This window comes from Kineosporia babensis, assembly GCF_021129305.1.
Classification (GTDB): Bacteria; Actinomycetota; Actinomycetes; order Actinomycetales; family Kineosporiaceae; genus Kineosporia; species Kineosporia babensis.
In genome coordinates, this window is record NZ_JAJOMB010000022.1 from 21,334 (window position 1) to 34,790 (window position 13,457).

General features: G+C 68.9%; 12 protein-coding genes. 5 read left to right on the forward strand and 7 right to left on the reverse strand.

The genetic code is table 11. The features are described from left to right. Positions 1 to 24: 24 nt before the first annotated feature. The 5 genes from LR394_RS31405 to LR394_RS31425 are packed head-to-tail and all read right to left on the reverse strand — an operon-like array spanning position 25 to position 4,394. Positions 25 to 531: a DUF6912 family protein gene (locus LR394_RS31405; RefSeq protein ID WP_231448237.1), complete on the reverse strand. Its 507-nt coding sequence runs from the start codon at positions 529 to 531 to the stop codon at positions 25 to 27. 15 nt (positions 532 to 546) lie between these two features. Continuing rightward, positions 547 to 1,647 carry a patatin-like phospholipase family protein gene (locus tag LR394_RS31410; protein ID WP_231448238.1) on the reverse strand — a complete coding sequence of 367 codons (1,101 nt, stop codon included), beginning with the start codon at positions 1,645 to 1,647 and terminating at the stop codon, positions 547 to 549. A 49-nt stretch (positions 1,648 to 1,696) separates the two neighbouring features. Beyond that, complete coding sequence (locus LR394_RS31415) at positions 1,697 to 2,335, reverse strand: HAD family hydrolase (protein WP_231448239.1); 639 nt, start codon at positions 2,333 to 2,335, stop codon at positions 1,697 to 1,699. 32 nt (positions 2,336 to 2,367) lie between these two features. After that, positions 2,368 to 3,720, reverse strand: a complete 1,353-nt coding sequence (locus LR394_RS31420) for an AAA family ATPase (RefSeq protein WP_231448240.1) — start codon at positions 3,718 to 3,720, stop codon at positions 2,368 to 2,370. Beyond that, positions 3,717 to 4,394 (reverse strand): SAF domain-containing protein, encoded by a 678-nt coding sequence (locus LR394_RS31425; RefSeq protein ID WP_231448241.1) that lies wholly within the window; start codon positions 4,392 to 4,394, stop codon positions 3,717 to 3,719. The genes LR394_RS31420 and LR394_RS31425 overlap by 4 nt, the downstream gene beginning before the upstream one ends. A 281-nt stretch (positions 4,395 to 4,675) precedes the next feature. Here LR394_RS31425 and LR394_RS31430 point away from each other — a divergent pair, with 281 nt between their 5' ends. Next, a complete protein-coding gene (locus tag LR394_RS31430; RefSeq protein ID WP_231448242.1) occupies positions 4,676 to 4,909 on the forward strand; it encodes a helix-turn-helix domain-containing protein in 234 nt (77 codons plus the stop codon). Here LR394_RS31430 and LR394_RS31435 read toward each other — a convergent pair. Further along, positions 4,906 to 5,469: a hypothetical protein gene (locus tag LR394_RS31435; protein WP_231448243.1), complete on the reverse strand. Its 564-nt coding sequence runs from the start codon at positions 5,467 to 5,469 to the stop codon at positions 4,906 to 4,908. The two genes, LR394_RS31430 and LR394_RS31435, sit on opposite strands and share 4 nt — an antisense overlap. A gap of 174 nt (positions 5,470 to 5,643) precedes the next feature. On the opposite strand from LR394_RS31435, the gene LR394_RS31440 reads away from it, so the two are divergent. Together LR394_RS31440 and LR394_RS31445 are read left to right on the forward strand one after the other, a co-directional pair. Continuing rightward, positions 5,644 to 6,675 (forward strand): LysM peptidoglycan-binding domain-containing protein, encoded by a 1,032-nt coding sequence (locus LR394_RS31440; RefSeq protein WP_231448244.1) that lies wholly within the window; start codon positions 5,644 to 5,646, stop codon positions 6,673 to 6,675. Beyond that, positions 6,672 to 7,769, forward strand: a complete 1,098-nt coding sequence (locus LR394_RS31445; protein ID WP_231448245.1) for an Rv3235 family protein — start codon at positions 6,672 to 6,674, stop codon at positions 7,767 to 7,769. The genes LR394_RS31440 and LR394_RS31445 overlap by 4 nt, the downstream gene beginning before the upstream one ends. A gap of 1,057 nt (positions 7,770 to 8,826) precedes the next feature. Here LR394_RS31445 and secA read toward each other — a convergent pair. After that, positions 8,827 to 11,559 (reverse strand): preprotein translocase subunit SecA, encoded by a 2,733-nt coding sequence (gene secA / locus LR394_RS31450; protein WP_231448246.1) that lies wholly within the window; start codon positions 11,557 to 11,559, stop codon positions 8,827 to 8,829. Between the two features lie 174 nt (positions 11,560 to 11,733). Between secA and LR394_RS31455 the strand changes: the two genes are divergently transcribed. Together LR394_RS31455 and LR394_RS31460 are read left to right on the forward strand one after the other, a co-directional pair. Further along, positions 11,734 to 12,888: a GNAT family N-acetyltransferase gene (locus LR394_RS31455; RefSeq protein WP_231448247.1), complete on the forward strand. Its 1,155-nt coding sequence runs from the start codon at positions 11,734 to 11,736 to the stop codon at positions 12,886 to 12,888. Then, positions 12,885 to 13,445 (forward strand): GNAT family N-acetyltransferase, encoded by a 561-nt coding sequence (locus LR394_RS31460; protein WP_231448248.1) that lies wholly within the window; start codon positions 12,885 to 12,887, stop codon positions 13,443 to 13,445. Before LR394_RS31455 ends, LR394_RS31460 begins: the two co-directional genes overlap by 4 nt. Positions 13,446 to 13,457 lie beyond the last annotated feature (12 nt).

Genomic DNA, 13,457 nt, shown 5'->3' on the forward strand with positions numbered 1-13,457 from the left:
GACGGGCCGCACACCGATCAGCGATCAGTCGGAGATCAGGTCGTCGATCTCGCTGATGTCGTACCAGAGCAGGTCACAGGCGTTGGCCTCCTCGAGGAGGAACTGCGCGTCCTCGTCACCGGCGTCAGCCGCGTTCAGCGCCGCGATCGCGGCGAGCATGATGTCCTCCGCCTCGGGTTCGTCCACGTGCAGGCTGACGACCTCGGACAACGGCACCTCGACCTCGAGCGTGACCGAGGACCGGAACGGGCCTTCCGGTCGCACGGCCTGGGCCGGGACGTCCAGCGCGAGCACGACCCGGCGCGGGAAGCGCGGGTCCTCGGCCAGCATCCGCAGCGATGCCTCGCCGGCCTCGGTGAGCGCGGCGAACTCCAGGCTCTCGACGTCGTCGTCGGTGTACCACTCGCGGATCGCCGCGGTCACGGCGTGCGCGGGCAGGGGCGCAGAGTCGGCCGCGTCCGGGTTGAGCACCCCACGTTTCGCCATCTGCGCCAGAACAGTCAGCGTGGTCGGGACGTACACCCTCGTCATTGGTCCACTTTCGTCTCACTCGTCCGGCGGGACGGCCGGTTCGCCGAGCGCCATCCGAGCGGACCGGATGGCGCTGCTCAACACCAGTCTCCTCCGGGACGGAGCCATCAGGTTGTGCCCGATCAGCCGCAGGTCATCGGGGCCCGGACCCAGAACCGTAACCGTCGCGCCGGCCCGCTGCACCAGCCGGGCCTCGTTGAGCACCCGGCGGGTGCTCAGCACCCGGATCCGGCGCTCGGTCCGCGCGCGCCAGTCACCGGGCTCGTCGTAGACCGCGGAGAACATCGGGGCCAGCACGAAGACCTCGTCCAGACCGGCCCCGGCGGCCAGATCGGCGTTGCTGTTGGACCACATTCCGCCGTCCACGTACCGGCGCCCGAGCAGGTCGACCGGCTCGAACCAGCCGGGAATCGCGCAGGAGGCCAGGACCGCGTCGGACAGGCCCACGGCCGGAGCCCCCGGCGCACCGAACTGCACGCGATTCCCGCTGTCGTAGTCGAGAGCCACCGCCCGGTACCGGTCGTCCGGCAGCCATTCACCCGGCGGGACCGCTGCCTCGACCAGCGCCCGGACCCCGCTCATCCGCTGCCGGCCGATCGGGGCCAGGCCGGCCAGCACGGTGATGAAGGGCAGCTCGTGCAGGGTCTTGCGGTGGGTACGGAGCATGGGGACGCCACCTGGCCGTAGCTTCGGCATCGACGGCGCGGACCGGCCCACCGGCCGGTCCGGATCGAAGAAGTGCTGGATCCGCCGACCGAAGGGGGGGGTGTCACCGCCCAGCTGCTGTTTGCGCTGCTCAGCGACGGAAATACCGGCGGCCAGCAAGGCCCCGATCACCGATCCCGCCGAGGTTCCGATGATGAGGTCGGCGTCGCGGGCGTCCAGACCCCGATGTTCCTCCAACGCGGTCAGGGCCCCGATCAACCAGGCGGATCCGAGGACGCCACCACCGCCGAGAACGATCCCCCAGCGCCCGCCCGACGCGATCGGGCGCGCGCCAGGCGCCGGCAACCGCAGGGTGAGATGCAGATGTGCGGGATCGATCCTGATACCGGTGGCCCGCCGGGCAGCCTGTACCGCGAAAGGCGCTCGGCGTCGTCGCGGCCGCGCCTTCATCGGCACCTCCCGGACGGATGCGAAACCACATTCTCGCGTCCGCCGGTGCTCAGCGCAGATCGAGGCCGAACAGGATCTCGAGTTCGTCCACGGCGTCCTGGTAAGAGGTGAAGTGGACACCGATCAGGCCGGTCTGCGCGGCCCCGACGATGTTGGCCCGTAGGTCGTCGACGAACACGCACTGCTGCGGGGCCAGATCCAGGAGCCGACAGGTGTGCCGGAAGATTTCCGGTTCGGGCTTGCGCAGGCCGACCCGGCCTGAGATCACCACCTCGTCGAAAGCCCCGATCCACAGGTGCTCGGGGTAGTGCTCGCCCCAGGAGTTCGACAGCAGAGCGGTCCGCAGCCCGGCTTTGCGGGCCCGGCGCAGCAACCCGACCATGTCCTCGGACAGGGCCTGCAGACCCTCGAGCATCCGGGTCAGCAGGCCGTCGGCCTCGACCGGTGTCCCCTGGGCCCGGAATCGTTCCGCCACCACCTGCTCGAAGGCAGCCGGATCCAGCTCTCCCCGCTCGAGGGAGTGGATCGGTGAGTCGCTCTCATCGACCAGGTTCTTCATCACCGAGGCGTAGGTGTCCATCCCGATGCCCTCGGCCGCGGCCCAGCGGGTGACCGCCTCGTCCAGAGGAGCCGTGAGCACGCCACCCCAGTCAACGATCAGGCCCCGCAGTTCACCGCTCGTCTCCATCCGGGCATCGTAGAAGCCGGGCTCCGGCGAACTCACGCGCTGCGCCGCGACCAGCGCGAGCGCCGACGGGGACGAGTTCCGGCGGAGGGAACCGGGCCGAACTCTTTGACCAGCGCCGCAGCCAGCGACTCGAAAGGACGGCAGGCCACTGACCCCGGAGCATGCTCGGTCAGCGACTTGCCCTGCAGCATGGCCGCGTCCAGGGCCGAGCGGTCGTCCGGGACCAGCACGACCTCGGCAACCCCGGCATAGCGGTGCAGCGCCTCCGTGATCAGCTGGCCAGCTCGCGGACCGACCGCGGTGTCCCGGACCCGGGTGACCACCACCCGCACGTCCGGGCCGACCACGTCCTTGACCTCGGGCAGACCGGCGATCAGGCGTTGCAGGGCGATCGGCTCGGCCGAGCCGACGGCCAGCACCACGTCCGCGGCGGTCAGCGCGCTCAGGGTGGCCGCATGACGACGCGGGGATGCCGTGTCGAACATCAGCTCCTCGTCGGCCTCCAGACCGAACCCTGCATCGATCACCGTCCAGGCCGCCAGGGTGCGGGCCTTCTCCCAGACCACTTCGAGGGCCGAGGCCCGCAACTCGGGCCAGCGCCGGGACTGCGGCAACCCGGTCAGCACCCGTAGTCCGGGTCCTACCGGTGGAGCCAGCTCGGCCAGCTTGTCCAGGTCCAGAGCACCCTGGTTCGCGGCCCGGGCCGCCGCCGCGACACCGGCCGACTCGTCGAGCAGACCGAGTGTCTGCGCCACGCTGGCGCCGTGAGTGTCCGCATCCACCAGGAGCGTCTTCTGCCCGGCGGCGGCGAGTTGTGATGCCAGCGTGACGGCCACCGTGGTGCGGCCCGGAGCACCGGCCGGACCCCAGACCGCGACTATCCGGCCGGGCGGCCGGGTATGCCTGACCCCGTCGGACCCGTCCGGGCCGGGCAGACCGGGCAAGGCCGTTGCCGGATCGCCCAGGCCGAGGTCGGTGGCCCCCACGGTTACCGCCGGATGGCCGAGGAGCTTCTGCTGGCCGGCGACTTCGGTGACTGCGTCGGCCACAGCCGCGGCGATCGTCTCGACCGGAGCATCGGCGGACAGCACCGGGTCCACCCCGAGCCGGGTCAGGCGCTCGGCGGCGTTCGCGTCGCCCGGAGCTGCCAGCCCGATCACGGCCAGACCGGTTAACTGCAGCCGGGTCACCGTGTCACGGTCCAGGCGCTGCAAATCGGCGGACAGGACAACCGCGTGGGCCAGACCTGCCGAGGCGGCCGAGAGCAGGTCCAGCACATCGACGCAGCGACGGACCACCGTGACGTCGAACGGCGAACGTTCCAGACCGGAGACCAGCGGGGCCTCGCGATCCCCGACGACAGCGGTGAGGACGGTGAGCGTCACGACCGGGTGGCCGGACGAGGCGTGCCGAGCACCGGCAGAACGCTGAGCTTGGACTCGTTGGCCAGGGCGTCCAGAACTTCGGAGAGCGACTCCTGCGGAACCAGCACCTCGAGCGCTCCGGAGCGCCCCGAACTCAGCCCGGTACCAGGCCCTGAGACCGCGAAGACCTCGATGCCCGAAGCGATCTGGCGGGGTGCCTGGTATCCACCGCGGGCTTGCTCACGATGTTTGTCGGCGGCCCAGATGTCGGCGCGCCCACCGGCCACCAGACCGGCCGGAGGGGTGCCGTCGAACGGAATGGCGACCGGACGGACGCTCAGGCTGGCCGTTGATCCGATAGCGGCCATCGGGATCAGCTCGCCTTCACCGACCGTGCGGGTGAGTACTGCGCCCGCAGGTAACGGGCTGGCCGCGTCCAGATACCCCGCGCCGGCGCCCTCGACCCGTACTCGGACCACCTTCAGGACGTCCGCGGTCAGAGCGGTGCCCGGCGGCAGGGCGGTGCGGGCCGCATAGACGGCGCGCAACTGGCCCGCTTCGGACATCAGCCGGGCCCCGGCCGCGACCGAGCCGAACAACAGCACCAGGCCGACGATGAGTCTTGGGTCCCGCCAGCCCGGCCGCCTCAGACGTGGTGCCGCTGCCGTCACCGGCGCGAGTTCGGACACCGCCATGCCGCCCCCTTTTTCGATCCCCGTGCAGTTTCGACGTGGTCTTCCCGAAGCCACCGCGACGCCCGGAACGGACATGCGAGCAGACGGCGACCGACCTGTCACTGCGTGCGCACATCGTGGCAGAAACCGGATCAATCGGAAGCGCATTTGCCCAAGCCTGTGGACAAACCGGGCTTCGTGCTTGCTGTGGATAACTCGTGGGACCAGGAGCCCGGCATGACAGACTGGCCTGTAGATCGGCCGGCCCGGATGGCCGGTCACCACCGCCGCAGGAGGGCTGCGTGACTCCCCGTTTCCTGGAACTCGCCGACGTCGCGGAGGAACTGAACATCTCCCCCCGACAGGCTTACGCACTGGTGCGTACCGGTGAGTTGCCGGCGATCCAGATCGGCGGCCGAGGCCAGTGGCGGGTCGAGACGACGATCCTGGAGGAGTACATCCAGCGCAAGTACGCGGAGACCCGCGAGATGGTGCGCGGACGCCCCTCGGCCGACGCCGAGCAGGACCAGCTCTAACGGACCAGCACGGCGGCCAGGGCCGAGAACGGAACGGTACGCATCTGCCGTACCTCACCCGGCCTGCGCACGGCATCCGGCGGATGAACCGCCAGATCCAGATGATCAGCACCCACACGATCGATCGTGCCGTCCAGGTGACCGCTGGGCCAGAAGTCCAGCGCCACCGCTGAGCGGTCCCGGGCCAGTCCCCGCAGCACCGTGTTCAGACGCAATCGGCGCCCGATCGATTCACCGGCAGCCAGCGAGAACCGGGACAGCCCGCCGGCCGAGACCACCGACTCGGCCGGGACCAGCAGGTCGTTCTCCCGTCCGGCTGCTCCGGCCGGCGCCCGGAGCAGCACCCAGTCCTTACCGACATCGAGAACCGTTCCCCGGCGGCTGCTTCCGTCCCGCAGATCAAGGATGAGACAAGCGCCCTGGTGAGCGCGCATCCGGTCGACGAAGGAGACCCGCTCGCGCTCGGCGCGCACCAGCCCGATCAGGTCGGCCTCGGCCTCTTCGCGCTCCTGCTCCGCGAACCGGGCCTCGAGATCGTCGAAGAGCTCCTCCCAGCGCATCCGCCGAACGTTACCGCGCACCGACAAGGAGTAACGGCTGGATCGGACTTATCCACAGGCATCGTTGCGGAGTGGACGCGACCCCCGACTCCAGGCAACACTAAAGGTCATCAAACGACATCAAACGTCGTCCGATGAAGTTAGCGGTGTCATGAGTGGGCCACGGGGGTCTCAATGTCACAAAAACCACGGATCAGCAGAGAGCACGGCCGCTCGCGCGGTGCCGCTCTTCTGCTCGCCGCGTTCACCCTGGTCGCCGGTCTGGCCTTTCAGCTCGGCCGGCTCACCGTGGACGCCTGGGCGCATCTCAGAGCGCCCGGACCTGCACTTCCGGACCAGGCTCTCGGCCTGGTCGCGGGCAGCGCGGGCACCGCCGTAGCGATCTGGCTGCTGTCGGCTCTGGCTGCGAGCACCCTTGCGGTCCTGGGCCGAGCATCACGGCTGGCCGTTCCGGCCACCTGCGCAGCTCGCCGGATCGCTCCGGCCACGGTCCGCAACGCCGTCGCCACCTTGCTGGGCGTCGCGCTGGTCGCGGCACCGACCGTTGCCCATGCGGCGTCTGCGTCGACTCCGTCGATCACCCGGGTCTCGGCTGGTGGTCCAGCTCATCCCGAGTTGTTGTTCACCCCGGCGACGACCCCGACGAGACCGGGGTTCTCCGGGTCGCAGGCGCCTGCGTCTACCCTGCCCCGAGCCGAGTTGGCCTACTCTTCGGCCGTTTCGGGATCGCAGGCCACGATCATGGCTTTACCTGGGCATGCCAGTGCTTCGCTGCCTTCACGAGCCAGCGTTGCCGGGGTGAGCTCACTTCGGGCCGATACTCCCACCCCGGCCGGGCGAGAAGAGTTGCTTCAGAGGCTTTCGCCCGGCTGGACCCCGGATCGACCGCGTCCGACGGCTGCCACCTCCTCAGCACCCAACGGCAAGATCGAGATGGTTGCCCCCACGGCCCGGCGGGCATCAGCTGCGAACGACGAGCGTCGCAAGCATGTCGTCGTGCGCCAGGGCGACACCCTTTGGTCCATCGCTTCACGTCATCTCGGACCGGGCGCCACCGACTCGGAGATAGCCCACGAGTGGCCGCGCTGGTACCGCGTGAACCGGCATCTGATCGGCGCCGATCCGCATCGGCTCCTGCCCGGTGAGCGCCTGCGTTCCCCGGATTCGATCACCTCAGCGTCCCAGTCCAAGGAGAGCGGCCGATGACCACGCCGACAGCAACCTCCACCGCCAAGCCGCGCCGCCGACGCGCCCAGCCTCGGCCGAAATCGCCGCAGATCCCTCCTCCTCCGCTGCGACTGCGGCCGGTTCCCCGCAACGAACCCTGCGCCGCAGCGAGGATTCCCCTGGAGGACCGGACGAACGCCGTATCGCCCGGACAAGGCATTCTCGCCCTGGTCATTCCTGATGCCGACCCGTTCATGTCCTTCCCGCACGCCACCCGTGAGGAATTCGCCGGCAACAGCAGCCAACAGGGGACGCTGCAGTCGGCATCGAGCGACCTGTCACGTTCTGCTGCTCAGGGCCACGGCGAGAACAGCCGCCCGGGTGGCGCTTCGGAAGATGCATCTGATGGCAAGAGCTCCGAAGCAGACCGAGGCCAGACGTCCGGCGAAGAACAGGACACCATTGATGCACCCAGGGGTGCCCGGGGCGGCGTGACTTGGGGAGTCACCGCTGGACCCACCGCTGCCCGGGGCAACGCCCAGGAAAGTCCGTCTCTGCGCGACACGGCCGGCCTGCGACCGGAAAGGCTACAGCGTCTCGCTAAGACTACGGGCCCGCAGCCGGCGATGCGGCGGTCCACAGGTTTCGACAGCGACCCAAAGCGCGCGACGACATTAGACTTCCGCCCGACTTCCTCGGCCTCCGGCGCACGTCGGTCGGCCGGATCCTCAGCCGGCGCGCCTGGAGAATCGGGCGCCTCAAAGACAGCCGATGCTGCTGATCTCCTTCCCGAGCCACGCCCTTGGGCAGCGGCTTTCATCCAGGCAGCGATGGAGGTGGCCTGCGGACTTCGTCCTCCTACTCAGCTGGTGCGCTGGACCACCCCGGAAGTACACGGAACCCTGGTCCGCAGAGGTGCTCTCACCGCTCGCACGTTGCGCAACAGCAGTGGTCCTGGCGCAAAACCTCGGCTGCGAGCGCTGGTTCTCTGCAGCCCGAAAGCCGGGGTCTACGAAGTCAGCGCCGTCATCAACGAGCCTCAGCGGATCAGGGCAGTGGCTTTCCGGATGGAAGGGCTGCACGGACGCTGGCGCGTCACCGAATTCGAGATGCAGGCCAAGCAGGAACGCTAGCGGAACGACCGGATCGCGGGCCTCAGGCCGGAAGGAGCACATTGCCCACCGAAACCGGCGTCACGGTTGCCTGGCCTGGCTGAAAGATCAATGTCTTCCGGACGTGTGGTCACTCGAGCTACTGCGTCTGACCACGCCTATCCAGGTCGGCGATCTGGGGAACAGCGGTCGCTCGAGTCAGCAGTCAGAGTGCGGGCCAGGGTCGGCTTCCTGCCCAGCAGGGGGTGTCGCGTGAAAGGGGCATCAGGCTGGGCCGGTGTCGGATCCGCCGCGTCGTGACGCACCACCTTCAAGGACTTCGCGAACTCGGGGTGCCGATCCGGCATCCGGTTCAGAGCAGGCTCCGGATGTCGGACCGGTAGGCGTAACCGGTTGGACAACCGCCAAGGCCTGAGGGCGGCCGGTTTCGGGGATCGGTCGCCTCCAGGTGAGCAGCCGGAGCGCTCTGCCCGGATCCGCAAGATCCCCGGCGAAAGCGGCATTTCGGTGCACGGAGCCTGGCGCCGGACGCGCCTGGGTACAGGGACCGCACCCCTGCACCCGGCAGCGGCCAGAGCGCAGGCAGCCGGTACCGAGACCGCCCGAGCCGACGGGATCGAGCAGAGCCGGAGCGGCTGTTCGCGAAAGACGGCCGGCTGAACGGCCGCGGCCCGCCACCGAACCAGCGGTGGCGGGCCGCATGCGGGTCAGCGGCACGAGGGTACGCGATAGCGGGCCAGCGGCACGCGGCACGCGGCACGCGGCACGCGGCACGCGGCACGCGGGCACAACCGCTCGGAAGGCCAACTGGATTCACAAGGTCTCCCGAACGCGAGCCCGCCAGACCAGAACTGCCGCCGACAAGCCACGCCCACGCGCGGACGAACCAGCCGAGCAACCAGCCGTGCGAACCGGTCAAGCTGCACCGAACACCCAAGAAGGCCAGCCGAACAAAGGAACGGGCCCGTCGTGCGACACACGACCGGACCCGTCCTTCATCGACCGAACCGAAGCCCGTCTACTGAAAGCTCAGCAACAGCGGGGCCAACCGCGAGCGCCTCACCGGTTCATCGCAGGCTCAGCGGCGGCCCTTCTTGCGCGCCGCCCGACGGGAGGCCCGGTTCACCGGGTTGCCGTCCTCGTCGGCCGGGGTGACCGTGCCGTTGCTGTTCTCCTGGTGCACCTCGACGCCACCACCGACGTCCTCGCTCGGCGCGCTGTACTGCAGCTGCGCCGGACGCTGCTGACCGGCCACCAGGCCCTTGGCCACCAGCACGGGCGCGTCCTGGGACAGCCCCTCAGCCTCGGCCGGCTGCTGCACCTCGACCTCGACGTGGAACAGGTAGGCGATCGACTCTTCCTTGATCGCCTCGGTCATCGCCTGGAAGAGCGTGTAGCCCTCCCGCTGGTACTCCACCAGCGGGTCGCGCTGGGCCATCGCCCGCAGGTGGATGCCCTCCTGCAGGTAGTCCATCTCGTACAGGTGCTCGCGCCACTTACGGTCGAGCACCGAGAGCACCACGCGGCGCTCCAGCTCGCGCACCGTGGTCTCGCCCAGCTCTTCCTCGCGCTTGTCGTACGCCAGCTGCGCGTCGGCGGTGAGCTCCTTGATCAGCATGTCCTGGGTGATCGAGCCGCGGTCGCCCGCCTCCTCGATCACGTCGCCCAGCGAGATCGTGGCCGGGTAGAGCCGGTTCATCTCCACCCACAGCTGGTCCAGGTCCCAGTCGTCGGCGAAGCCCTCGGCGGTGGCCGCGGTGATGTAGCCCTTCAGCACGTCGTCGATGAAGTGGCGGATCTGTTCCTTCAGGTCCGCGCCCTCCAGCACCCGGCGGCGCTCGGAGTAGATCACCTCACGCTGGCGGTTGAGGACGTCGTCGTACTTCAGCACGTTCTTGCGGATCTCGAAGTTGCGGGCCTCGACCTGGCTCTGCGCGCTCTGGATGGCCCGGGTGACCATCCGCGACTCGATCGGGATCTCGTCCGGCACCTTGGCCGCGGTCAGGAACGACTCGACCATCGCCGAGTTGAACATCCGCATCAGGTCGTCCTGCAGCGAGAGGTAGAACCGGCTCTCGCCCGGGTCGCCCTGCCGGCCGGAACGACCGCGCAGCTGGTTGTCGATCCGCCGGGACTCGTGCCGCTCGGTGCCCAGCACGTACAGCCCGCCGAGCTCGATGACCTCTTCGTGCTCGTCCTTGACCGACTGCTGGGCCGCCTCGAGCGCGGCCGGCCAGGCCTCCTCGTACGCCTCGGCCGTCTCCACCGGGTCCAGGCCGCGCTGCTTCAGCGTGGCCACCGCGGTGAACTCGGCGTTACCGCCCAGCATGATGTCGGTACCACGACCGGCCATGTTGGTAGCCACCGTGACCTGGTTCTTGCGCCCGGCCTGGGCGACGATCGCGGCCTCGCGCTCGTGCTGCTTGGCGTTCAGCACCTCGTGCTGCACCTCGGCCTTGCGCAGCAGCTCGGAGAGGTGCTCGCTCTTCTCCACGCTGGTGGTACCGACCAGCACCGGCTGACCGGTGGCGTGCTTCTCGGCGATGTCCTCGACCACGGCCGCGAACTTGGCCTCTTCGGTCTTGTAGATCAGGTCGGACTGGTCCTTGCGCTGCATCGGCCGGTTGGTCGGGATGCTGACCACGCCGAGCTTGTAGATCGACATCAGCTCGGCCGCCTCGGTCTGGGCGGTACCGGTCATGCCGGAGAGCTTGTCGTACATCCGGAAGTAGTTCTGCAGGGTGACCGTGGCGAGCGTCTGGTTCTCGCTCTTGATCTCCACGCCCTCCTTGGCCTCGATCGCCTGGTGCAGACCCTCGTTGTAGCGGCGACCGGCCAGGATGCGCCCGGTGTGCTCGTCGACGATGAGCACCTCGCCGTTCGTGACGACGTACTCCTTGTCGCGCTTGAACAGTTCCTTCACCTTGACGGCGTTGTTCAGGAACCCGATCAGCGGGGTGTTCACGCTCTCGTACAGGTTGTCGATGCCGAGCTGGTCCTCGACCTTCTCGATCCCGCTCTCCAGGACACCGACGGTGCGCTTCTTCTCGTCGACCTCGTAGTCCTCGTCGCGCTTGAGGACCCGGGCGATCTTGGCGAACTCCTTGTACCACTTGGTGGGTGAGTCGGAGGGGCCGGAGATGATCAGCGGCGTGCGGGCCTCGTCGATCAGGATCGAGTCGACCTCGTCCACGACCGCGAAGAAGTGGCCGCGCTGCACCAGGTCGGTGCCGTTCCAGGCCATGTTGTCGCGCAGGAAGTCGAAGCCGAACTCGTTGTTCGTGCCGTAGGTGATGTCGGCGTTGTACGACTCGCGGCGCTGGGACGGGGTCATCTGCGACAGGATGTTGCCGACCGACAGGCCCAGGAACCGGTAGACCCGGCCCATCAGGTCGGACTGGTACTCGGCCAGGTAGTCGTTCACGGTGACGACGTGCACGCCCTTGCCGGCCAGCGCGTTCAGGTAGGCCGGGGCGGTGGCGACCAGGGTCTTGCCCTCACCGGTCTTCATCTCGGCCACGTTGCCCGAGTGCAGCGCCGCGCCGCCGACCAGCTGCACGTCGAAGTGCCGCTGGCCCAGGGTGCGCTTGGCGGCCTCGCGCACGGTGGCGAAGGCCTCGGGCAGCAGGGCGTCCAGGCTCTCGCCGTCGGCGTGCCGGGCCTTGAACCGCTCGGTCTCCTCCCGCAGCTCGGTGTCGCTGAGCCTGACGAAGTCGTCCTCGAGCGCGTTGACCTGCGCGGCCATGTTCTGGAGACGCTTCAGTGTGCGGCCTTCACCGGCTCGCAGCAGCTTCTCGACGATCTTCACCACGGGGCGCGCTCCAAGTCCTTCAACCGTGCTTTGTCCGGCACCGTGACCCGCAGAGATCACACTACCGCTTCTAGGCATGACGAACGGCGGTCCGGCGCCGTGCCCTACATCGTAGACAGGCTTAGCACCCAAACGTGTTTGCTCCACCCCCCAACATGGGTCAGGCTCGCTTGCGTGTCCGGTCTGTCGTCCCCCTCCAGCGGCCTTGTCCCCCAGCTCACCGACGGTTTGGTGACTCTTCGCGAACTGCGTGAGGAGGATGCCGACACGATCGTCGCCTACTGCAACGATCCGGCGATGGAGCGCTGGACCACGGTGCCGTGGCCGTACCGGCGTGAGCATGCGCTGGAGTACGTGGCGGCTGGGCGCCGCTCGTGGGCCGAGGGATCGCGGTTCGACTTCGGCATCGAGTACGAGGGCAACCTGGTCGGGGCGGTGGATCTGCGCAGGCCGATCCTGCCTGCCCTGGCGGAGCTCGGCTTCGCCCTGGCGCCGCAGGCCCGGGGTAAGGGCCTGATGTCGCGGGCGCTGCGGTTGGCCCTCCCCTGGGGCGCCCGGCAGGGCATCGAGGTGGTGCAGTGGCGCGCCAACGTGGGTAACTGGGCCAGCCGGCGGGCGGCCTGGTCGGTGGGGTTCACGGTGGAGGGCTCCCTGCCGGGTCTGCTAGAACACCGCGGCAAGATCGTGGACGGCTGGCTCGCCTCGATGCGCATCGACGAGAACACTCCCCTGACGCCCACCCACCCCTGGTACGACCCGGTAACCATCAACGGACGCTCGGTGCGGCTACGTGCGTCCGTCGAGTCCGACGTCCCCCGTTTTGTGGAAGGGCACGCGGACCCGGCGAACAAGTACTGGATCCCCGGCATCAAGGAGAACTACACCGCTGAGGACGCCCGCACCCACCTTCGCCGAGACGCCGAGAACAACGCCACCGGGAAGGCAGTGAGCTGGGCGATCGCCGACCCGCAGACCGACCTGATGCTGGGCGAGGTGGTGGTGTTCATCCACGACCGGCGCGACAACCAGGGTGAGATCGGCTACTGGATGCATCCGGAGGCCAGGGGGCGCGGTCTGGCTACCGAGGCAGCGTTCCTGGGCGCCAGGCACGCGCTTCTACCTACGGAGGAGGGCGGCCTGGGCTGGGGGAATCTTGGTCTCCGGGCGAGCGTGGACAACCTGGCATCGCAACGAGTGGCAGAGAAGGCCGGTTTCCGGCGCCTGGGCTTGGAACGTGGGGTACATCTGCCGCCCGACGGGGGACCACGCGGTGACCTGGTGAAGTACGACATGGTCCCCTCGGATCTGCTCACCCTCCAATACCCGTGAAGCGCCAGCCCGAGCTGAAGCTGGCGGACGGGCATCGGCTGCGCCCGTGGACCACGACCGACGCCCCGGTGATCCCGCTGGCGATGCAGGATCCGCTGGTGCGGCAGTACGCCTCGCAGCTGTTGGACGACCGGGACGCTGCCCTGGCCGCGATCCACTCCTGGTCGGATCAGTGGGGTCAGGGAAGCGGAGCAGCCTGGGCGGTCACCGGGCCAGGTGAGCAGGTGCTGGGCCAGATCCGGTTCGGTCTGCTCGATGCGCACCTGGCCACCGGAGTGGTCGGTTACTGGCTGCTGCCCGAGGCCCGCGGTCGTTCCTTGGCCTCCAGCGGGCTCGCCCGGGCCAGCGCCACCGTGTTCCGACGGCTGGGCTGGCACCGGATCGAGCTGTACCACGCCGTGGAGAACGCCCGTTCGTGTCAGGTCGCCCGGCGCGGCGGGTATCTGCAGGAGGGCGTGATGCGCCAGGCGATGCAGTACCCGGTGGACGGCAGGCGCTCGGACGAGCACCTGCACGCCCGGCTCGCCTCGGATCCAGAACCGAATGAGGGACGCTGACCCGCCTCGATC